This window comes from Aquabacterium sp. (assembly GCF_049274795.1).
Lineage (GTDB): Bacteria > Pseudomonadota > Gammaproteobacteria > Burkholderiales > Burkholderiaceae_C > Aquabacterium.
This window is the reverse complement of the sequence record NZ_JBASTH010000084.1, coordinates 19,648-40,503: the sequence shown is the minus strand read 5'-3', so window position 1 is coordinate 40,503 and position 20,856 is coordinate 19,648. Positions and strand designations below refer to the sequence as shown.

Here is a 20,856-nt window from a genome sequence, read left to right as displayed (position 1 = left end):
CACCTCGCCGCCCGTTTTCCTGGCAGATCGGCGAAAATCACGGGATGAACGACGCCGTCTCCCCCCAGATCCTGTCCACCCCCGAAGACGAAGCCGCGCTGGCCGCCCAGGCCAAACGCCACGCCTTCGAGATGAACAAGCTCAGCAAGCGCCTGCACCGCCAGGTCGGCCAGGCCATCGCCGACTTCAACATGATCGAAGACGGCGACAAAGTCATGGTCTGCATGTCCGGCGGCAAGGACAGCTACGGCATGCTCGACATCCTGATGAACTTGCAGAAGCGGGCGCCCATCAAGTTCGAGATCGTCGCCGTCAACCTGGACCAGAAGCAGCCCGGCTTCCCCGAGCACGTGCTGCCCGAGTACCTCACCAAGGTCGGCGTGCCCTTCCGCATCGAAGAGCAGGACACCTACAGCGTCGTCAAGAAAGTCATCCCCGAAGGCAAGACCACCTGCAGCCTGTGCTCGCGTCTGCGCCGGGGCATCCTCTACCGCGTGGCCAATGAGCTGGGCTGCACCAAGATCGCCCTGGGCCACCACCGCGACGACATCCTGCAGACCCTGTTCATGAACATGTTCTTCGGCTCCAAGCTCAAGGGCATGCCGCCCAAACTGGTGACCGACAACGGCGAGCACGTGGTGATCCGCCCCATGGCCTACTGCGCCGAGAAAGACCTGGCCGCCTTCGCCGAGCACCGCGAGTTCCCCATCATCCCGTGCAACCTGTGCGGCAGCCAGGACGGCCTGCAACGCCAGCAGATGCGCGAGATGATCAACGACTGGGATCGCCGCTTCCCCGGCCGCGTCGACAACCTGTTCACCTCCCTGTCGAGCATCGTGCCCTCGCACCTGATGGACCGGAACCTCTATCCCTTCCAGACCATCAAAGCTTCCGGGCGCCCCGAAGCCGGCGGCGACATCGCCTTCGATGAAGACGAAGGCTGCGGCACGCCGGCCGATGGCGCCTCGTCGTCCACGCTGGCCAGCATCCCCGTCTCGGTGATCAAGCGGCGCCCCAGCACGGACGACGAGCAGTTGGACGACTGAGCCAGAAAGCACCCAACACGGCGCCAAGAACCTCGGCGGGCGAGGCCGGCTCATTGAATCGACCTGTTCACATCGACTCCATCCAATCATTCCCAAAAGGAGACAGCGATGAAATTTGGATCCCTGTGCCTGGCCGCTGCGGTCACCCTCAGCCTGGCCGGTTGCGGCACCATGACCTCGCTCACGGCCGATGTCTCCAGCTTCGGCCAATGGCCGCCCACACGCCCGCTGCCGCGCTACGCCTTCGAGCGCCTGCCCTCGCAGCAGACCCAGCCTGATTTCCAGGCGCGCGTCGAAGCCGCTGCCCGCCCCGTGCTGACACGCAAGGGCTTCGTCGAGGCCGACTCCCCCCAGAAGGCCGATGTGCTGGTGCAGGTGGCCGCCCAGGCCCGCACCATGTATTCGGGCTACCACCCCTTCGACCGCTGGGATGGCCACTTCTTCGGCGGTTTCGGCGGCCTGTGGGGCGGGCGTGGCGGCCTCGGCTTCGGCATGAGCTTCGAGCCCCCTGTCACGCAGATGCAGGTGGACGTGCTGATCCGTGACAAGGCCTCCAGCCAGACGCTGTACGAAACCCATGCCACCCACCGGCGTGCCGGCGGCGTGGTGGAAAGCCTGATGCCGGCCATGTTCGACGCCGCGCTCAAGGACTTCCCGGCCCAGGCCATCAGTCCGCGCGTGGTGACGGTGCCCATCCCCGAGGTGGCCAAGCCGGCAACGCCCGCAGCACCGGCCCCGGCTGCCGTCAAGTAACTTCCGTCTTCCTCTCAAGTTCGCATCGATCGCATCCCATGACCCTGTCCATCGTCATCATGGCCGCCGGTAAAGGCACCCGCATGAAGTCCTCGCGGCCCAAGGTGCTGCACAAGCTGGCCGGGCGCCCCATGCTGTCGCACGTGATCGGCACCACGCAGACCCTGGGCGCAGACAAGCTGATCGTGATCACCGGGCACGGCGCGGACGAGGTGGAGCAGACCATGCGCAAGGCCTTCGTCCAGGCACCGCTGGCCTTTGCCCGCCAGGAGCCGCAACTGGGCACCGGCCACGCCGTGCAGCAGGCCGTGCCGCAGTTGCCCGATGAAGGCACCACGTTGATCCTCAATGGCGATGTGCCCCTGATCGAGGCTGCCACGGCCAAGGCTTTGGTCGATGCCTGCGGTGGCGAGCGCCTGGCCCTGCTCACCGTGGTGCTGCAGGACCCCACCGGCTACGGCCGCATCGTGCGCGACCAGGCCACCGAGGATGCGCAGCCCACCGTCAAGGCCATCGTCGAGCACAAGGACGCGAGCGAATCCCAGCGCGCCATCCGCGAGGTCTACACCGGCATGATGGCCGCGCCCACGCGCTGGCTCAAGCAGGCCCTGGCCGGCCTGCGCAACGACAACGCGCAAGGCGAGTACTACCTGACCGACGTGGTCGCCCGCGCCGTGCTTGACGGCGTGCCCGTGGTGGCCGCCCACCCGCGTGACGAGACCGAGGTGCTGGGCGTTAACAGCCCCGCGCAGTTGTCTGACCTGGAGCGCCGCCACCAACGTGCCCAGGCTGAGCGCCTGATGGAGCAGGGCGTGCGCCTGGCCGATCCGGCCCGCTTCGACCTGCGCGGCACGCTCACCTGCGGCCGCGACGTGGACATCGACGTCAACTGCATCTTCGAAGGCGATGTGAGCCTGGGCGATGAGGTCCGCATCGGCGCCAACTGTGTGATCCGCAATGCCCGCATCAAGGCTGGCGCCGTGATCCACCCCTTCACCCACATCGATGGCGACAAGGATGGCGCGACTGTGGGCGAGTGCGCCCTGATCGGACCTTTCGCCCGGCTGCGCCCCGGTGCCCAACTTGGTCCCGAGGTGCACATCGGCAACTTCGTCGAGGTCAAGAACTCCACCCTGGCCCGTGGCGCCAAGGCCAACCACCTGGCCTACCTGGGCGATGCCACCGTGGGCGAGCGCGTGAACTACGGCGCCGGCAGCATCACCGCCAACTACGATGGTGCCAACAAGCACCGCACCGTGATCGGTGACGACGTGCACGTGGGTTCCAACTGCGTGCTGATCGCGCCCATCACGGTGGGCGAAGGTGCCACCATCGGCGGCGGCTCCACGCTATCGAAGGATGCGCCGGCAGGCCAGCTTACCGTCGCCCGTACCAAGCCAGTTAGCCTGGCCGGCTGGAAACGCCCGGTCAAACAACCCACGTGATGCTCAACGTAGGGGGATGAACACGCGGTGGAAGACGGTAAGATCAATGCACCCGCATCAAGCCCCCTGGACCATGCAGTTGTGAACCACTACGAGCGATTGAAGGTCAACCCGGACGCCCCGGTGGAGGTGATCCGTGCAGCCTACCGGGCGCTGGCGGCCAAATACCACCCTGATCGGCACACGCAATCACAGTCCGCGCATGCGGACATGGTGGCGCTGAATGCCGCCTATGAGGTGTTGACCGACCCGCACACCCGTGCTGCCTACGATGCCGAACTGGGCGATGCGCAACAGACGCCCGAGGACGCAGAAGGCCATGCCTCCTCGCGCTTTCAAAGCCTGTGGCGCACCACCATGGGCTTCGCTGGCATCGACAACATCCCGCCCGTGCAGCCGCCCGCCGAGGCTGACCGCGACGACACGCGCGTGGATGTGCACTGGAAGCCCCCACCGCCGGTGATACCCAACCCCTGGATGAACCGCAAGCGCCTGCTGCCGTTGATGGGTGGCATGGGCGTGGTCGTGCTGATCGCCGGCATCTGGTGGGTGAGGGCGGTGCTGCTGCAGATGGAGGCCGAGCAGACCTTGTCGCAGCACTACAGTGGCCAGCAGCATGCGGGGGCCGTACCGGCATCACCGACCACGGCCAGGTTGCCCGCCACGGGCGCACCGGCGGCCACATCGGTGACGATGAGCGACGAGGAGTTGCTGGCGGAGCCTCCCCCGATGCCGGGGCAGCCCGGCAGCCTGGCGTCGCAGGGCAACCACGTGCTTGATGGCAACCCGCTGAGCTTGCGGCAGGAAACCCATCTGGTCGATCCGCTGGCCACGGAGCCTGCTGCTGGCGCCCGTCCTTGACTCAAAGGGGCAGGGCCGTCTCGAACTTGGCGCGCTTGACCGCGAAGAAGGTCCGCACATTGCGCACCCCCAGTGTGGCGGTGAACAAGCGGGCGGCCACCCGCTGGTAGTCGTCCATGTCGACCACGGCCAGCACCAGCATGAAATCGGGCCCTGGCGAGACCCGCCAACACTGCTGCACGGCGGCATCGGCCACGGCGCTGGTCTCGAACAGGGTCATGGCTTCGTCGGTCTGGATGTCCAGTGACACCTCTACCAAGGCCTGAAGGCCGGGTGCCCTGGCGCGCCGCAGCTTGTCGGCCGACACGATGGCCACCTGGCGCTCGATCCAGCCTTCCTCGCGCAGACGCTTGACACGCCGGTGGCAGGTGGCGGGCGACAGGTGCGCGGCCTCGGCCAGTGCCTGGTTGGACAAGGTGGCGTCACGCTGCAGCAGATCAAGCAGCCGCAGGTCGCTGGCGTCCAAAGTGGTGGATTCAATTTCCATTTGATTGTTGTTTTTGATGGCTTTTATTCATTTGATGGTTTTGTGGAAATTTTGTATCAAATCGCGCAATAAATCGACTGAAATTATTCTTTCGTGAGGCGATAGGATCCGCTGCACTCGCCGCGTGGCGAGGCAACAGGAGCAATGTCCATGTGCGGCATCGTCGGCGCGGTTGGTTCGCGCAACATCACCCCCATCCTGGTCGAGGGCCTGAAGCGGCTTGAATACCGCGGCTATGACTCCTGCGGCGTGGCCATCCTGCGCCAGGGCCAGGTCTTGCGCGCCCGCAGCACCTCGCGCGTGGCCGAACTGCAGGCCCAGGTCGCCACCGATGGACTGGACAGCCCGCTGGGCATCGCCCACACCCGCTGGGCCACGCATGGCGCGCCCGCCGTGCACAACGCCCACCCGCACTTCTCGCACGGCCCTGGTACCGGGGCGTCCCAAAGCCGTCCCGGTCGTGTGGCCCTGGTGCACAACGGCATCATTGAGAACCACGAGGCTCTGCGCGCCGAACTGCAGGCCAAGGGCTATGAGTTCCTGAGCCAGACCGACACCGAGGTGATCGCCCACCTGGTGGAGCACCTGTACGACGGTGACCTGTTCGCCGCCGTCAAGGCCGCCACCCTGCGCCTGACGGGCGCCTACGCGATTGCCGTGTTCTGCGCCGACGAACCCCAGCGCGTGGTGGGTGCCCGCCAGGGCTCGCCCCTGGTGCTGGGCGTGGGTGGTGTGGACCAGACCGAGCGCTTCCTGGCGTCGGACGCCATGGCCCTGGCCGGCGTGACCGACCAGATCGTCTACCTGGAAGAGGGTGACGTGGTCGATCTGCAACCGGGCAACCACTGGATCGAGCACCGTGCGCAAGGCAGTGCTCAGCATCAGCGCGTGGCCGATGGTGAACGCCCGGTGCGCACTGTCACCGCCCATAGCGGCGCGGTGGAACTGGGGCCCTACCGCCACTATATGCAGAAGGAAATCTTCGAGCAACCGCGCGCCATCGCCGACACGCTCGAAGGCGTGCAGGGCATCACCGCCGATCTGTTCGGCGAGCAGGCCGCCAGCGTGTTCGGCCAGATCGACCGCGTGCTGATCCTGGCCTGCGGCACCAGCTACTACTCGGGCAGCGCCGCGCGCTACTGGCTCGAATCCATCGCCGGCATCCCCACCACGGTCGAGATCGCCAGCGAGTACCGCTACCGCGACAGCGTGCCCGTGCCCAGCACCCTGGTCGTCACCATCAGCCAATCGGGCGAGACGGCCGACACCATCGCTGCGCTCAAGCACGCGCGCAGCCTGGGCATGCAGCACACACTGACCATCTGCAACGTGGCCACCAGCGCCATGGTGCGCGAGTGCAAGCTGGCCTACGTGACGCGCGCTGGCGTGGAGATCGGCGTGGCCAGCACCAAGGCCTTCACCACGCAGCTGGCCGGCCTGTTCCTGCTGACGCTGAGCCTGGCCAAGGTGAAGGGCCGTCTGAGCGAAGAGCAGGAGGCCGGCCACCTCAAGGCCATGCGCCATCTACCCGCCGCTTTGCAATCCGTGCTGGCGCTGGAGCCGCAGGTGATGGCCTGGGCCGAGGCCTTCGCGCGCAAGGACAATGCCCTGTTCCTGGGCCGTGGACTGCACTACCCGATCGCGCTGGAAGGCGCGCTCAAGCTGAAAGAGATCAGCTACATCCACGCCGAGGCCTACCCGGCCGGCGAGCTCAAGCACGGCCCGCTGGCGCTGGTGACGAGCGAGATGCCGGTGGTGGTGGTGGCTCCGCATGACACGCTGCTGGAAAAGCTCAAAAGCAACATGCAGGAAGTGCGTGCGCGCGGCGGCGAGTTGTACGTGTGCGCCGATGCGGACACGCACATCCAGGCCGAGCCGGGCATCCACGTGATCCGCCTGCCGGAGCACTATGGCGCGCTGTCATCCATCCTGCACGTGGTGCCGTTGCAGTTGCTGGCGTATCACACAGCGTGTGCGCGGGGTACGGATGTGGACAAGCCGCGGAATCTGGCCAAGAGCGTGACGGTGGAGTAAGCCGCTCAGTCCACGGCGCGCTTTTGTTCTTTGCCATTAATGTCTGAGACAGCGCATTAAAGTCTGAGACATGGCATTAAAGTCTGAGACAACCAGATTGGCCGGTCAATGACCTTGTTCAGCATTGACCCATTGCTCTTTCTGCCGCTGTCGGCACCTAGCGTGAAGAACGAACTTTCGGAGTTTCCTGGAACGATGCGGCCGGACTCCCCGCAGGCGCTTTTACAGTGAATAGCTCGCAGTTATCGCGCACATCGCTGAAGATGGCGGCATTGGGTAGGCGCTGAAGCAGGCCTTTTGTTGCCAATACGCTGGAACGTGCCCATGACTCACTCTTCTAGTGGCCGAAGCACGCTTGTCGACGGCATCCTAGGATGCACAATGCTCGGTAGCATCGACCAAAATCGTACCCGTAACCGCAATCGGACCTTTCCCCGTGGCTAGCTCTGACCAACTCAAGGCGCTCATTAAGTCGCACATCAGTCGCGATGATGGACAGTTCTTGTCGGTCGCTATGCAGGTGGCTGCACACGAGGCGAAGCTTGGGCGCGTCAAGTTGGCCGAGGAACTGCGGGATCTGATTGACGCGGCCAAGGCGCGTGTCAGCCAAGACCAATCGGGCAAACTGGTCGCAATAGGCAGTGCTGCTAAGCCGAAGAGTGAACTGGCCAATCTGCTCACCGTGTCGTATCCAGCGAACCGGCTGGAGGATATGGTGTTGGAGGATGTGGCTTCGACTCAGCTACTCCGAGTGATCAAGGAACAGCGACAGCTTGCTCGCATAAAGGAGCATGGGCTCTCGCCTCGCCGGAAGTTGCTGCTCGTGGGACCACCGGGTACGGGTAAGACGATGACAGCGGCTGCGCTGGCTGGACAGCTGGGCATTCCCTTGTTTCTAGTCCGCTTGGATTCGCTCATTACGAAGTTCATGGGCGAAACGGCAGCCAAGCTTCGGCAGGTATTCGACGCCGTGACTGATATCCGTGGCGTCTACTTCTTCGACGAGTTTGATGCCATCGGCTCCCAGCGGGGCATGGCAAATGATGTCGGGGAGATTCGCCGGGTGTTGAACAGCTTCTTGCAAATGATTGAGCAGGATACGTCCAACAGCCTAATCATTGCGGCAACGAATCATGCTGAGATCCTGGACTACGCATTGTTCCGCCGGTTCGACGACGTCGTGGAATATCACTTACCGTCGCCCACGCAAGCCGGCGAACTAATTCGGTCACGTCTCGGCCGCTTTGCTCCCAAGCCTTTCCGAAAGGATGCAATTCGGGGGCAGGCCGAAGGGCTGAGCCATGCTGAGATTTGTCGTGCAGTCGATGCTGCCATCAAGGACGCGATCCTGCATGACCAAGAGAAAGTGCAACTAGCTGAGCTGGGGAAGGCGTTAGAGGAACGCCGACTAGTCAACGCAAAGCTGGCAAATAACTCGAAGCACTCGTCCAACCATGTCGGATCACACCCACGATAAGTACCCCCACCTTGTTCTATCGAATACCTCAGCCCCTCAAGCGTTCACGGCGCCTGGTGGTGGTGGGTCAAATGACGATGTCCCGCAACGGAACCGCGCGCAACACTCGGCGTCTCTCAGCGCTCAGCTGAACGCGCTGAAGCCGGTCGCCCAACATGCGCGTCAAGTCCAGCAGGAGCAGGGGCTGGAAAGTGGGCTTGGGCTACAAGTCCAATTCGTCGGACAACCCGACGTTACGCTGGCCTTCGAGAGCCTCGGCTCGGAGCTTGGGAAAGACGCGCGCAAGAAGATCGAAGTGCTCAGCGTGCGTACCGAAGGCAACACGACCTACGCTAATGTGTTCGTCCCCGACGGGAAGCTGGCCCACTTTGAGAAGTACGTGGCCGACTATCTTGCAGAACGCAAGAAGAGCAATGGTCACGCGCTTGACCATCGCGCACTGATCGATACGATCCTGGCCATTCGGACCGCCGAGATTCGTGCGCTGTGGACAGACGACCTGGCGCTTCTGCCTCAGGACACAGCGGAGTCAATTTGGTGGGAGGTTTGGCTCCCCGTTCGCGCCGACCGACACGCGGTGCTTGCGGATTTCCGCAAGCTCGCAGCTCTGGCCAATTGTCAGGTCAGCGAACACCACATCAGCTTTCCGGAACGGTCCGTCGTTCTGATGTACGGATCTCAGCAGCAGTTCGCGACATCGGTTTTGACGCTCAACTGTGTCGCCGAGCTTCGCCGCGCAAAGGAAACGGCTGAGTTCTTTGATGGCATGACGCCAGCTGAACAGCAGGAGTGGTCGGCCGAGACGCTCGCCCGGCTGACGGTCGCGGCAGAGGACGATTCTGTCCCTCGCGTTTGTCTCCTCGATTCTGGTGTGAATCGAGGGCACCCGTTGCTATCGCCATTCATCGCAGCTGCCGACTTGCACGCGGTCCAACCTGCTTGGGGAGTGGACGACACGGCAAATCATGGGACCGGCCTTGCCGGGCTTGTCGCCTTGGGGGACATGACTAAGGTCCTGGAGTCGGACGGTCCATTGCAGGTGGAACATCGGCTGGAATCGGTCAAGCTCACGCCACATCAGGGCGCAAATGCCGGCGATTCGCGGCAACACGGCTACCTGTTCGCCGAAGCCGTGGCGCGTCCGGAGGTCGCGGCTCCCGCACGCCCGCGCGTGTTCACGTCCGCTGTCACCTCTAGCGATGATCGCGACAAGGGGCGGCCCTCGGCCTGGTCCGCTACCGTCGATCGCCTTGCCAGCGACTACGATGGTAATGGTCAGTTCCCGCGCCTTTTCGTTCTTTGTGCCGGCAACACGGAAGATGCGCAGACCTGGGACGCGTATCCGGCGGGCTTGGGCACGCGCGGGATTCGCGATCCCGGTCAAGCGTGGAATGCATTGACGGTAGGCGCCTATACAGAAAAGGTAAACATCACCGAAGCTGATGCCCAGGGTTATGTCCCCGTTGCTCCAGAAGGCGGGCTCAGCCCTTATTCCCGGACTTCGAACGGCTGGAGTTCAGCTTGGCCGCTGAAGCCCGACGTCGTCTTCGAGGGTGGCAATGCGGGGAGAAACGCGCTTGGCTCCGTCGGCATCAGCAGTCTCCACCTGTTGACCACGCATAACCTGCCTCAGGAGCGTCTCTTCACGACGACCAACGCCACCAGCGCTGCATCGGCGCTTGGAGCGCGTATGGCCGCGCAGTTAATGGCTGCATATCCGTCGCTCCGACCCGAAACGATTCGAGCGCTCATCGTGCACTCAGCAGAGTGGACGGAAGCAATGCGTGCAGGCTACTTGCCAGCTCATGGCGCGCCAACCAAGTCTGACTATGTGAACCTGATTCGCCATTGCGGCTGGGGTGTACCGAATTTAGACCAAGCACTCTGGAGTGCGGGCAATTCGTTGACCTTGATCGTCGAAGATGAGATACATCCATTCGAGAAAGTGAAGGATCGAGGGATTGTCACCCGCGACATGAACTTGCATACGCTGCCGTGGCCGAAGGAACAGCTACTGGCATTGCCGCCGGACACCCAGGTTGAGTTGTGCATCACCTTGTCATACTTTATTGAGCCGAATCCATCCGCGCGGGGGACCTCGTCGAAGTTCCACTACCCGTCGCATCGGCTGCGCTTCGATGTGCAGCGCCCGCTCGATGCGACGACAGCGGACTTTGTCGCTCGGATCAACGCGGCAGCGGAGTTGGAAGATGATGGTGTCCCTATTGATCCCAAGGACCTGCATTGGATTCTTGGCGACAGGCAGCGGCATCGCGGTTCGCTGCACCAGGATGTCTGGCGCGGAACCGCCGCCGAGTTGGCAAATCGCGGCTTTATCGCCGTCTACCCATCGAAGGGTTGGTGGCGCACACGCCCCGCTCTGGAACGCTACAACCTTCCTGCCTGGTACAGCCTGATCGTCTCTATCCGTACGCCGGAAACGGACGTCGACCTCTACACGCCGATCGCTAACATGATCGCCGCTCCCGTCAGTGCGCCCATCGCCATCGATACCTGAAGACAACGCCATATGGCGCGTGCTGCTCAGCGGCTCTTCACCTTTCGTCCAAGCTTCCGCTCCGTGTCGAAAGCGCACATATAGGGTTGCACTTTCCTGTCTGACGTTGGACATCAGTTTGATTGCTTGATCAAACTGTTCCCACGTAGCTTCAACGGGCCACATGATCGCCTGGTTCTATCTAAGGTCCAAGGGCTCTTGCGCCGCCGCTAGCCGATCGGCGACACTGTTTGGCATGCGCAACGTGCAGGAGAAAAAGCAAAGTGACTGAAGCAGAGGAACATCAGTTCTACGCGATTGCACTTGCGAGCTATCGTGACCTGTTTGAAGGGATGAACCGAACTGCCCGAGCAATCTGGTTCTTCACCATGGATGAGGCTGAGATCCTCAGCTTCCCGGTGTCAGCGGGGCAGGATCCGAAAGAGGCCAGCGTTCGCCATGGCGTCAAATTGGCGGCGATGGCGGATGCGCTCGAATCTCTGCTGGGAACTGGGGCATCGGCCAATGAGGTGCAAGACCTCCGGCACATTGCAAGGCAACACGGATATCCCATCAAGTGACCTGATGCTGGGAGTTATTCAGCGCAGGCTCAATGGGTGCGTTAGCTGGACGGCTGGCAACCAAGTCACTGAACGGCGCGCTGAACTTGTCGTCTAAAAGATCTAGCAGCAGGTTGGCTTTCTCTCGTGCCGTGAGTGGCGTGCTCTCATTGCTCTCAACGACCAAAGCCGTCAACGCCAGTCGGTGGGCAGCGCTGACGAAACCTTCTTCCCTGAAGCAGTGATGCTGGCCGTTGTGGTGGCCTAGTACCAAGACGTGCTCCGTGAGGTACTCGGACAACGGCCGAGCGATACCATGTGCCTTCAGCCAGGGGCCCATCATGAGTAGCACTCTGCACACCGAAGCCCCGAATTCGAATGACAGCTTGCTTTCTTTTGCGTTGGCGGCCAAGCGGAGAAGAAGAACAAGGGATGCCAATGTGTCCAGACTCACCTGTTGCTCAAGTCCTCGCAGTCGGCGCTTGTTCCAGCCGTCGAGTGTTAAGGGTGTATGACCAGTCCAGGACTTGGGGCGGATGACGGCGAAGACGTCTGGATGCACCTGAATCAGAAGTGCTTTGACTTGCTCCTCCGTATTGCCATCCATTCGCAGCACGGACCACAAGGGATGGTTCAACAGATGCGCAGCTTCGGGAAACCTGCCATCAATCTCTTGAACCAGCTGTGGTGACGGCGTGTGCCTTCCATGTGAATAGCCCCTCCATTTGTTCTTCTTGTCTTGTGGATCACGCGCGGCTGAAGCGTCGGCGATCTCCACAAGCGTGTCCATTTGGTACGTCGTCCTCGCACCCGTGGCCCGACGCAGGTAGTGGAACCAGCAAACGGTCCGAAATGCATCCGTGACGTGTCGTTGTTTGCCCGTCGTAAATTTTCGCGTCTTGGACGCGAAAACAAAGTCTGCGAGAGATTGGTTCGTTGAATCAATCACTTAGCCGAGGCCGTGGGGCAAAAATAGGGTGACGATTCGCCCAGATCGTATGGCTTGTCTGGCGCGTGAGCGAACCTTAGCATCTGAGTGACCAACTGCGACGGAACGCGACGTGAACAAGGACAGCCTAATGCCGCCACTTGCCGATGAACTTGCGCGCGAACTCAATGAACAGTTTGTCCAGCAGTTCGGCCCCCTCTTGTCTTCAGAAACCCTGGTCAAGTTGCTGGGCTACAAGTCGGCTGCGGCCTATCGCCAGGCCGTGGTGCGAGAAACCGTGCCTGTCCCCCTCTTTCAGATTCCCAATCGCAGAGGCCGCTTCGCGTTGGCTCGGGACGTGGCCATATGGATCAGTCAACAGAGACAGAGCGTGACGTCACGTGACTAAGAACCTGAAGTCCAGGAGGCCGCCTATCGAATAGCTATCGAACGCACAAACAAAAACGCCACAGGTCGGCAAACCGGTGGCGTTTTGTACTGAGGGGATGCCTCAGGTTTCTCAGGTAAAAGAACTGTACTCGTGCCTTTGGCACGAGTCAAGGGCATCTCCTTTCCGATCAATGGATGGCCACCGATCAAGTGGCCGGAAAGGAATGCCCATGCGCAAGGGCCAACGCTTCACACCGGCCAAACTGGCCAGGTGGCATAAGACCGGACGGGGTACAGGTACCTGTGCCGACTACCAACCGTGGCATCAGGTTACCCGTGACGACCCCAGCAGTCGCGGACGATCTCATCTGATCAGCTGGCGCTTTGGGCGCTTGCACCATCTACTGTCCGACAAGGAATTGGTGGCCTTTGGCTTTGCTTCCATGCTGCCAGGATTGGTGGATCTGCGCGAGCAGTTTCCGCTGGCGCATCACGAGCATGAACCTGAGTTGTCGACCTATCAGCTTCATCATTCAGGGCGGTTTGCTCCTGGTACAGAACAAATTGCTGACGAGTTGGGCTATCGGCATCCTTCGGTCAAAAAGGGGGAGGTGCACGAGCCGTGGGTGATGACCACTGACCTCCTCTTGACGCTCAAAAACCGCATCGGTCGAACCGAGCTGCTGGCAATCAGTGTGAAGGGAGACAACGAAATCACTGACCAGCGCAAGCTGCAGTTGCTGCGAATCGAGCGTGAGTACTGGCGTCGTCAAGATGTATTTTGGTTGTTGCTGACGCCAACGCTGTACACGGTACTGGTGGGCAACGCCATCCGAATCGGCATGCCCTGGACGGTTGGCCAGCCAGACGTGAGAGCCGATGTGCTGATCACTTGTTCGGCGATGGCCGATGAGATCAGAGGCCGTACCGTTCTCCAGTTTCTCAACCTGCTGTCACAAAAGTTCGGCATGGACAGGCACGCGGCGCAATGCGTCATGTGGCAGTGCATCTGGTGTGGTGGCTTGCCGATCAATCTGTCTAGGCCGCTGCGATTGAACGAGCCGTTGGAATTGCTGACGCTCGAGGAATTCTGGCGCCAAAACCCCATTGCATCGAGGAGGACAGCATGGTCGCATTGATCTTCAATGAGGTCCTGCGCGCCGATGGCGAAGGGCTTCACGGCTTCTTTCGGGTGGTTGCTGTGCCATTAGCAACGTCCACCGTATGGCTGGCCTATATCGGGCCATGGGCAGACGCAAGTGCGCGCCCCGGCGACGCTGGTCACGAGAGTGTCATTGGATCCTTGACCCAAGTTGCGCGGGGAACGCTGCTGGCCATGGAAAGTGATGGCCGTCTGGCAGCTATCGATCTTCGCCCAGAGGGAAAGATGCTGCTTCCCTCTGATGATCTCGGTGAGGACGAGAAGTCTCTATGGGAACGTCGGCGCCTGTTGATGGAGCCCTTTCTCAACCACGAGGTAGTTGCCGATGCGCTGGTGCAAACCTCAGGGATCGGGCCTGTGGTTCGGCAGGCTCTGGCCGCAGGAGATGGTACGCGGGCCACTGTCTATCGCCTTTGGCGCTTGCTGTGTCAAAACGGCTTCGACACCAGTTCACTGCATCCCAGGTTTGATCGATGCGGAGCGCCTGGAGCGCTAAGGCCTCATCAAGCTGGGAAAAAGAAAGTTGGGCCGAAGACCTTGCGTGAGCAACGGGGTGAGCCCATCGCACATCCTCAGCGCGCATCCACGGAATCGGATCGCATCAAGATTCTGCAGCATGCGCGCATCCTTGCTAGGGGCGGGCTGCCCTTTGTCGAGCTGTATGACCAAATCATTCAGCGGGTCTACGTTACCCAATATGAGCAGACGGACACGGGCCGTCGAGGCATAGCGCCACCACAAGGCAGCTTTCCCAATAGACGACAGGTTCGCCACATCATTGAAAGCGGCACCAAACGGCTTGAGCGAGTGTTGCGGGCTACCACGCTGGGGCACTATCAACGCAATTTACGAGGCCTTCGTGGCAAGGCTTATGACAGCGTTGCGGGACCGGGTCATGCGTATGCCATCGATGCCACCATCGGAGACATTCACCTTCGCAGTTCGGCCAATCCAGCTTGGCCGATTGGCCGACCCATCGTCTACCTTGTGGTCGACATATGGTCAACAGCGATTGTGGGCTTTTATGTTTGCCTGTCCGGCCCGTCTTGGGAGATGGCCAAGTTGGCATTGTTTTCAACATGCTGTGGTCCTCGGCTGATGGCCGATCTCTGGGGACTTGAGTACGTCGAGGTACTCAATCCATCTCCAACGTTGCCCTTTCAGGTTTGGACTGACCGTGGTGAGTACGTCAGCGCGGGGGCGCGCGAAACGTGCTTGTATCTCGGCATAAATTTCGCGGTGGATCCGCCATATCGACCTGATATGAAAGGATTGGTCGAGGTGCTCCACCGCATTGCCAAGGACAAGCAGTATTCCTTTCTACCCGGAGCGATCAACGCTCGACGCGAAGAGATCGAGAACAAGCCAAGCGCCAAGGAGTCTGCCTTGACACTGCGCGAGTACGTTCAGTACTTGCACGGCATCTTCTGTCAATACAACCTCTTTGCCGATCGCAGCTATCGACTGACCATTGAAATGATGGGAGCGGGCGTGGAGCCAAATCCAGCTGGCTTGTGGCGCTTTGGGCATGAGTCGGGTATTGGTTATCGCAAGAGCCTTTCACAGGACAAGCTCATCACTGGACTTTTGAAGCGGGGTTCAGCAGTTGCTCGGCGAGATGGCATCTTTCATGAATCGTTGCAATACGAATCTGAGATTGCCAATGTGCAAGAGTGGACCGCGAAGGCCAGGAACTTCGGCGTCATGGAGCACACCGTTTTCAGCTTCCCGGGCTCTACGTCGCGCTTTTGGTGGCCGGACCCTTTGGGTGGCATGCACGAGTTCTCTTTGCGCACCAGCGCGCGTGCCTCGGGTAACGTCAGCATGGAGGAATGGCGTGACGCGGTCATGTTCGACAAGATGCAGAAGGATGACCGGGAGTACCGTCGCTTGCAAGCTGCTCTGCAGACCATGGAGGCGCAATCGCTGCTTCGCAAGCAAGCAATAGAGCGCACGGCGGTAGCAGACGCCGCATACGAAGGTCCCAAGCCCAACTCGCGCGAGGCACGGCTGCTGGAAACCATGGCCAAGAGCAACGCAATGCTCTTGCCTGCTGATGGGTTAGAGGATTGCGGCACGTCTTCCGGCGAGTCTGATGTTGGATATGACGCACTGATGGATGAGGTGTTCGCCACCTTGAATCGCCGGGAGGCACCATGAAGACTGTCCTCCGAGAGATCGATAGTCCCATTCTCGCTTCGCACCGCGACAACGTGTTGATCACCGCATGCGGCAAACCACTGGAGCTTGTTGAAATCGGCAAGCGGCTGATCTACCTGCCACCTCAACCCGATCAATCCATCGACGTTTCGCGCGGAGAGATGAAGCATTTGCTTGCCGACGTCCAACGCATGCACATTCCGACGGCCACGGGGATCGAGATCGCAGAGACGATCGGCGACATGCTTGTCCAAGGTTATGTGCATCGCAACCCAAAAGATCCATCGACCTGGCGCCGTATCTACAGCACGATAGGCGCTCAAGCTGGGTTCAGTCCAATCCAGTTAGGGGCGACGGTGACTGGAATTTCTGGAGCGGGCAAATCGACTGCCATTGAGCGAGCGTTGAACCTCTATCCTCAGGTTGTGGTGCACGAGCACCTGCCGGGCCTGGCAAGGCCCAGTCCCCAACTGGTTTGGTTGAAGGTCGACGCGCCAGCCTCCGGAAAAATCATCGATCTGGTGGACAACCTATCGCGGGCGACTGATGCTGCATTGGGAAGCGCACATACGGCAAACCTGTTCACTGGACGACGCCCGAGTGGATCAGCATTGGCTCACCGTTGGCTGCAGACGATTTCCTGCAACTTTCTGGGGATACTGGTGCTTGACGAGTTGCAGAACCTTTTCAAGATTGCTACCAAGGCAGAAAGAACAGTGGCGTCGAGGCGCCAAAGCGGGCAACGCCCCGATTTGCGTATCGCCGACGACGAGGCGCTCAAATTCCTTCTGACGTTGAATAACTTCGCCAAAATCCCGACCCTGTATTGCTCGACACCGGATGGCATGGCCGCACTCAACACGAGGATGAGTACAGCACAACGCATGCTGACAGCAGGTAGCTACACCTTGCCGCAAGCGCGGTCTGCAGACGATGACTTCTTTCGCAAGCGTTTTTTTCCTGTGATCTGCCAGTACCAATGGCTGCCGGACAAGCTGCCTGCGTCAGACGAGTTGCGTCGGCTGCTATTTGATGTGAGTGCTGGGGTTCCACGGATGGCGGTCACGGCATGGATTCTCGCCAGCAGACGAGCGATTCGGCGCAACGCCAGCGGGCTTTCCTTCGAGGATTTTCAGCACGTCCGCATGCATGAGATGGGACCGCTGAGGCCTGCAGTTGAGGCATTGCTCAGCGATGATCCTCGTCGACTTCAAGTTTATGAGGACTTGATGGGCGCGATCCGTACGCCGCAAGGGAGCTTTGAATAGCGCGGGCATTGTGTCTTAGCACGGTGCTGCGCACCGATTTCATGCGTTCGTAAGCCAGACTGTTCGGGTACAGGGCGTCTCTGTAGGAGCTCTGAACTGACGCATACGACCATGAACGGATCTTGAGCGGGTTGGGAGGGCGGCATCAGGCTGGTTCCGGACTTAGAACAGCAGAAACTCAGCCCGCTGTCGGAGCAGTAGCGGCCTTCCGGTAAACTGCACAGAATTCTGTCAGCTTTATGGAGCCACTCATGTCGATCTCTGCCCGTGATGTGGTGCCATTTACTCAGGCGCGCTCAAATCTTTCTGAGCTGGCCGATCAAGTGAAAGCAGGTGCCGAAAAGATCATCACCAAGAACGGTGAGAGCTATGTGGCACTGATCGACGCGGACCGGCTTGACTACTACCACCGCCTGGAGCGCGAGCGCATTCACCTGCTGCTGATCGACGACGCCCGCAGAGGCTTGGAAGACATCGTCGCGGGGCGCACTCAAGATGCCGACCAGGCCTTGGCGACCATTCAGAAGCGTCGTGCCGCTGCGCGGCCAGCAACCAAGCCTGTGAAGAGCCGTGGCTGAGGCCTTGTATCGCGTCGAGCTAACTGACAGCTTCATCGTGCGACTCGACTCCATTGAAGCCTTCCTAGCGGAGGCCGATGCCTCGTTCGCCTTTGAAGACCTGCTGACAGGCCTGCGCGCAACCGTGGTGCCGAACCTTGTACGCTTCCCGCTGATGGGGCGCCGCTATCTCAACCAGCCGCCGCAGTCTGTCGAAGCGCTGGAGCAACTAAGTAAGTTGCCAGCTGGCGCAGCAGACAGCCTGCGCGTGTACCTGGATGGCAACTACCTGATGCTTTATGCGGTGATGAATGAGATGGTGTACCTGCTGTCCATTCGGCATCACCGGCAACTGTCGTTTGATTTCTCAGGCCTATGGCCCGCGTGAACAACGTGATAGTCGAGAACACATAACAGGGACGCACGCATGACAAAATCCGAAGCTCAAACTCGGTCGGAGCTGATTGATCGACAGCTGGCGCAGGCAGGCTGGGATGTCAAGGATCCCATGCAGGTCATCGAGGAGTTCGACATCATCACGGCATTACCCGAGGGTGTGGCCGAACCGCGTCCCCCCTACGAGGGCCACCAATTCAGTGATTACGTCTTGCTCGGCAAGGACCGCAAACCTCTGGCGGTAATTGAGGCCAAGAAGACTAGCCGTGATGCCGCCATTGGGCGCGAGCAAGCAAAGCAGTATTGCTACTACATCCAGAAGCAGCTGGGTTGTGAACTACCGTTCTGCTTCTACACAAACGGCCACGAGCTTTACTTCTGGGATCTGGAAAACGCACCGCCACGGAGGGTAGTCGGTTTTCCCTCGCGAGACGATCTGGAGCGCTTTGCCTACATCCGTCGTAATCGTAAACCTTTGACGCAGGAGTTCATAAACACCTCGATCGCCGGCCGCGACTATCAGATCCGCGCGATTCGTTCAGTGCTTGAAGGCATCGAAAAGAAGAAGCGAGACTTCCTGCTGGTGATGGCCACCGGCACCGGAAAGACGCGTACCTGCATCGCCATGGTCGATGCACTCATGCGTGCTGGACACGCAGAAAGGGTGCTGTTCCTGGTTGACCGGATTGCGTTGCGCGAGCAAGCACTGGCCGCCTTCAAGGAGCACATGCCGAATGAGCCGCGTTGGCCCAACGTGGGCGAAAAGCTGATTGCCACGGACCGCCGTGTGTACGTCGCCACCTACCCGACGATGCTGAACATCATCCGGGAGGAAGCGCAGCACCTATCACCGCACTTTTTTGATTTCATCGTCGTCGATGAGAGCCATCGCTCCATTTACAACGCCTTTGGCGAAGTGCTGGACTACTTTAAAGCCATCACGCTGGGCCTGACGGCCACGCCGACCGACATCATTGATCACAATACTTTCCAGCTTTTCCATTGCGAAGACGGCATACCCACGTTTGCCTACACCTATGAAGAAGCCGTGAACAACGTGCCTCCTTACCTCTGCAACTTCCAGGTCATGAAGATTCAGACCAAGTTCCAGATCGAAGGCATCAGCAAGCGAACCATTTCGCTGGAAGACCAGAAGAAGCTGATCCTCCAGGGCAAGGAAGTTGAAGACATCAACTTCGAGGGCACCCAGCTTGAAAAGCAGGTGATCAACAAGGGCACCAACACCCTGATCGTCCGCGAATTCATGGAAGAGGCCATTAAGGACGCCAACGGTGTGCTGCCAGGCAAGACCATCTTCTTTTGCGCCACCAAGGCCCACGCCCGGCGCATGGAAGAAATCTTCGACAAGCTCTACCCGCAACACCACGGTGAGCTGGCCAAGGTGCTGGTGTCGGATGACCCGCGCGTTTACGGCAAAGGTGGGCTGCTGGATCAATTCACAAACAACGACATGCCTCGCATCGCCATCAGCGTGGACATGCTCGACACCGGCATCGACGTGCGCGAAATCGTCAACCTCGTGTTCGCCAAGCCAGTCTACTCGTACACCAAGTTCTGGCAGATGGTCGGTCGCGGCACACGCCTGCTGGAAACCAGCAAGCCCAAGCCCTGGTGTCTTGAGAAGGATGTGTTCCTGATCCTCGACTGCTGGGACAACTTCGAATACTTCAAGCTCAACCCCAAGGGCAAGGAGCTGAAAGCCCAGTTGCCGCTGCCGGTGCGGCTGGTGGGCCTGCGCCTCGACAAGATCGAAAAGGTCAGGGACAGCGGCCATGCAGACATCGCTGAGCGGGAAATCGTCAAGCTCCGCCTGCAGATTGTGGCGCTACCCAAAGAGTCGGTGGTGATCAAGGAAGCCGCCGCTGCCCTGGCGCGGCTGGACGACGACAACTTCTGGATCAGCCTCAGCCACGACCGGCTGGAGTTCCTGCGCGCAGAGATCAAGCCGCTGTTCCGCACCGTGTCCGCGGCCGACTTCAAGGCCATGCGCTTCGAGCGCGACCTGCTGGAGTACTCGCTGGCCGTTTTGAGCGAAGAAAAGGAACAAGCCGATACCCTCAAGGAAGGCATCGTCGAGCAGATCAGCGAACTGCCGCTCTCCGTCAGCTTCGTCAAGCAGGAAGAGGCCCTGATCCGCGCCGCGCAAACCAGCCACTACTGGGCCAAGGCGGATGAAGATGCCTTCGACGAACTGGTCGCCAAACTCGGCCCGCTGATGAAGTTCCGCGAGCGATCCACCGGCCAGGAACAAACACACCTCGATCTGGCCGATGAACTGCACAAAAAGGAATGGGTGGAGTTCGGCCCACAGCACGAGGCGGTCAGCATCACCCGCTACCGCGAAATGGTGGAAAACCTGATTGCTGAACTCACCGCGCACAACCTGGTGCTGCAGAAGATCAAGAACGGCGAGGCAGTGAGCAGCGAAGAGGCCAACGAACTGGCCGAACTGCTGCACGAAGAGCACCCGCACATCACCGAAGACCTGCTGCGTCAGGTCTACAAGAACCGCAAGGCGCGCTTCATCCAGTTCATCCGCCACATCCTGGGCATTGAAGTGCTCAGGAGCTTCCCGGACGAGGTCAGCGCCGCCTTTGACCAATTCATCCGCGCCCACACCACGCTCAGCAGCCGCCAGATGGAATTCCTCAGTCTGCTGAAGGGCTTCATCATCGAGCGCGAAAAGGTGGAGAAGAAAGACCTGATCAATGCCCCCTTCACGGTCATCCATCCGCAAGGCATCCGTGGCGTGTTCAGCCCACTTGAAATCAACGAGATCCTGCAGCTGACCGAACGGTTGGCAGCCTAAATATC

General features: G+C 60.4%; 17 protein-coding genes. 15 read left to right on the top strand and 2 right to left on the bottom strand.

The window, feature by feature from the left end; all coding sequences use genetic code 11:
• Window positions 1-44: 44 nt before the first annotated feature.
• The 4 genes from ttcA (at window position 45) to WAQ08_RS13515 (ending at window position 4,105) form a co-directional block, all read left to right on the top strand.
• A complete protein-coding gene (gene ttcA, locus WAQ08_RS13530; RefSeq protein ID WP_422192106.1) occupies window positions 45-1,046 on the top strand; it encodes a tRNA 2-thiocytidine(32) synthetase TtcA in 1,002 nt (333 codons plus the stop codon).
• Window positions 1,047-1,154: 108 nt separating this feature from the next.
• Window positions 1,155-1,799, top strand: a complete 645-nt coding sequence (locus tag WAQ08_RS13525) for a DUF4136 domain-containing protein (RefSeq protein ID WP_422192105.1) — start codon at window positions 1,155-1,157, stop codon at window positions 1,797-1,799.
• Window positions 1,800-1,837: 38 nt separating this feature from the next.
• Window positions 1,838-3,244, top strand: a complete 1,407-nt coding sequence (glmU, locus tag WAQ08_RS13520) for a bifunctional UDP-N-acetylglucosamine diphosphorylase/glucosamine-1-phosphate N-acetyltransferase GlmU (RefSeq protein ID WP_422192104.1) — start codon at window positions 1,838-1,840, stop codon at window positions 3,242-3,244.
• Window positions 3,245-3,325: 81 nt separating this feature from the next.
• Window positions 3,326-4,105, top strand: coding sequence for a DnaJ domain-containing protein (locus WAQ08_RS13515; RefSeq protein ID WP_422192103.1), 780 nt, complete (start codon window positions 3,326-3,328; stop codon window positions 4,103-4,105).
• 1 nt (window position 4,106) lies between these two features.
• On the opposite strand, the gene WAQ08_RS13510 is transcribed toward WAQ08_RS13515, so the two are convergent.
• Window positions 4,107-4,586: an Lrp/AsnC family transcriptional regulator gene (locus WAQ08_RS13510; protein ID WP_422192160.1), complete on the bottom strand. Its 480-nt coding sequence runs from the start codon at window positions 4,584-4,586 to the stop codon at window positions 4,107-4,109.
• A 156-nt stretch (window positions 4,587-4,742) separates the two neighbouring features.
• Between WAQ08_RS13510 and glmS the strand changes: the two genes are divergently transcribed.
• The 4 genes from glmS to WAQ08_RS13490 all read left to right on the top strand — a co-directional run bounded on the left by glmS (window position 4,743) and on the right by WAQ08_RS13490 (window position 11,181).
• Window positions 4,743-6,626, top strand: coding sequence for a glutamine--fructose-6-phosphate transaminase (isomerizing) (gene glmS / locus WAQ08_RS13505; protein ID WP_422192102.1), 1,884 nt, complete (start codon window positions 4,743-4,745; stop codon window positions 6,624-6,626).
• Between the two features lie 436 nt (window positions 6,627-7,062).
• The gene (locus WAQ08_RS13500) at window positions 7,063-8,103 is read left to right on the top strand and encodes an AAA family ATPase (RefSeq protein ID WP_422192101.1); all 1,041 of its coding nucleotides are present in this window, start codon (window positions 7,063-7,065) and stop codon (window positions 8,101-8,103) included.
• A complete protein-coding gene (locus WAQ08_RS13495) occupies window positions 8,081-10,621 on the top strand; it encodes a S8 family peptidase (protein ID WP_422192100.1) in 2,541 nt (846 codons plus the stop codon). Before WAQ08_RS13500 ends, WAQ08_RS13495 begins: the two co-directional genes overlap by 23 nt.
• 263 nt (window positions 10,622-10,884) lie before the next feature.
• Window positions 10,885-11,181 carry a hypothetical protein gene (locus WAQ08_RS13490; protein WP_422192099.1) on the top strand — a complete coding sequence of 99 codons (297 nt, stop codon included), beginning with the start codon at window positions 10,885-10,887 and terminating at the stop codon, window positions 11,179-11,181.
• Here the strand turns inward: WAQ08_RS13490 and WAQ08_RS13485 are convergent.
• On the bottom strand, window positions 11,174-11,950 hold the full coding sequence (locus WAQ08_RS13485; protein WP_422192098.1) for a hypothetical protein: 777 nt from the start codon (window positions 11,948-11,950) through the stop codon (window positions 11,174-11,176). The two genes, WAQ08_RS13490 and WAQ08_RS13485, sit on opposite strands and share 8 nt — an antisense overlap.
• A 271-nt stretch (window positions 11,951-12,221) precedes the next feature.
• Between WAQ08_RS13485 and WAQ08_RS13480 the strand changes: the two genes are divergently transcribed.
• The 7 genes from WAQ08_RS13480 (at window position 12,222) to WAQ08_RS13450 (ending at window position 20,851) form a co-directional block, all read left to right on the top strand.
• The gene (locus WAQ08_RS13480) at window positions 12,222-12,497 is read left to right on the top strand and encodes a hypothetical protein (RefSeq protein ID WP_422192097.1); all 276 of its coding nucleotides are present in this window, start codon (window positions 12,222-12,224) and stop codon (window positions 12,495-12,497) included.
• Window positions 12,498-12,708: 211 nt separating this feature from the next.
• Window positions 12,709-13,617 (top strand): TnsA endonuclease N-terminal domain-containing protein, encoded by a 909-nt coding sequence (locus WAQ08_RS13475; protein ID WP_422192096.1) that lies wholly within the window; start codon window positions 12,709-12,711, stop codon window positions 13,615-13,617.
• Window positions 13,605-15,800 (top strand): hypothetical protein, encoded by a 2,196-nt coding sequence (locus WAQ08_RS13470; RefSeq protein ID WP_422192095.1) that lies wholly within the window; start codon window positions 13,605-13,607, stop codon window positions 15,798-15,800. The genes WAQ08_RS13475 and WAQ08_RS13470 overlap by 13 nt, the downstream gene beginning before the upstream one ends.
• A complete protein-coding gene (locus tag WAQ08_RS13465) occupies window positions 15,797-17,068 on the top strand; it encodes an ATP-binding protein (RefSeq protein WP_422192094.1) in 1,272 nt (423 codons plus the stop codon). Before WAQ08_RS13470 ends, WAQ08_RS13465 begins: the two co-directional genes overlap by 4 nt.
• Before the next feature lie 251 nt (window positions 17,069-17,319).
• Window positions 17,320-17,646: a type II toxin-antitoxin system Phd/YefM family antitoxin gene (locus WAQ08_RS13460; protein ID WP_422192093.1), complete on the top strand. Its 327-nt coding sequence runs from the start codon at window positions 17,320-17,322 to the stop codon at window positions 17,644-17,646.
• Window positions 17,639-18,013, top strand: a complete 375-nt coding sequence (locus WAQ08_RS13455; protein ID WP_422192092.1) for a type II toxin-antitoxin system RelE/ParE family toxin — start codon at window positions 17,639-17,641, stop codon at window positions 18,011-18,013. The genes WAQ08_RS13460 and WAQ08_RS13455 overlap by 8 nt, the downstream gene beginning before the upstream one ends.
• 39 nt (window positions 18,014-18,052) lie before the next feature.
• Window positions 18,053-20,851, top strand: coding sequence for a DEAD/DEAH box helicase family protein (locus tag WAQ08_RS13450; RefSeq protein ID WP_422192091.1), 2,799 nt, complete (start codon window positions 18,053-18,055; stop codon window positions 20,849-20,851).
• The last annotated feature ends 5 nt before the right edge of the window (window positions 20,852-20,856 follow it).

What these genes read in the sequence shown, in the direction of transcription:
- WAQ08_RS13525 (WP_422192105.1), top strand. Translation starts at nt 1,155, where the DNA reads ATGAAATTTGGATCCCTGTGCCTGGCCGCTGCGGTCACCCTCAGCCTG.
- WAQ08_RS13460 (WP_422192093.1), top strand. Translation starts at nt 17,320, where the DNA reads ATGTCGATCTCTGCCCGTGATGTGGTGCCATTTACTCAGGCGCGCTCA.
- glmU (WP_422192104.1), top strand. Translation starts at nt 1,838, where the DNA reads ATGACCCTGTCCATCGTCATCATGGCCGCCGGTAAAGGCACCCGCATG.
- glmS (WP_422192102.1), top strand. Translation starts at nt 4,743, where the DNA reads ATGTGCGGCATCGTCGGCGCGGTTGGTTCGCGCAACATCACCCCCATC.
- WAQ08_RS13485 (WP_422192098.1), bottom strand. Translation starts at nt 11,950, where the DNA reads ATGGACACGCTTGTGGAGATCGCCGACGCTTCAGCCGCGCGTGATCCA.
- ttcA (WP_422192106.1), top strand. Translation starts at nt 45, where the DNA reads ATGAACGACGCCGTCTCCCCCCAGATCCTGTCCACCCCCGAAGACGAA.
- WAQ08_RS13470 (WP_422192095.1), top strand. Translation starts at nt 13,605, where the DNA reads ATGGTCGCATTGATCTTCAATGAGGTCCTGCGCGCCGATGGCGAAGGG.
- WAQ08_RS13475 (WP_422192096.1), top strand. Translation starts at nt 12,709, where the DNA reads ATGCGCAAGGGCCAACGCTTCACACCGGCCAAACTGGCCAGGTGGCAT.
- WAQ08_RS13465 (WP_422192094.1), top strand. Translation starts at nt 15,797, where the DNA reads ATGAAGACTGTCCTCCGAGAGATCGATAGTCCCATTCTCGCTTCGCAC.
- WAQ08_RS13495 (WP_422192100.1), top strand. Translation starts at nt 8,081, where the DNA reads ATGTCGGATCACACCCACGATAAGTACCCCCACCTTGTTCTATCGAAT.
- WAQ08_RS13450 (WP_422192091.1), top strand. Translation starts at nt 18,053, where the DNA reads ATGACAAAATCCGAAGCTCAAACTCGGTCGGAGCTGATTGATCGACAG.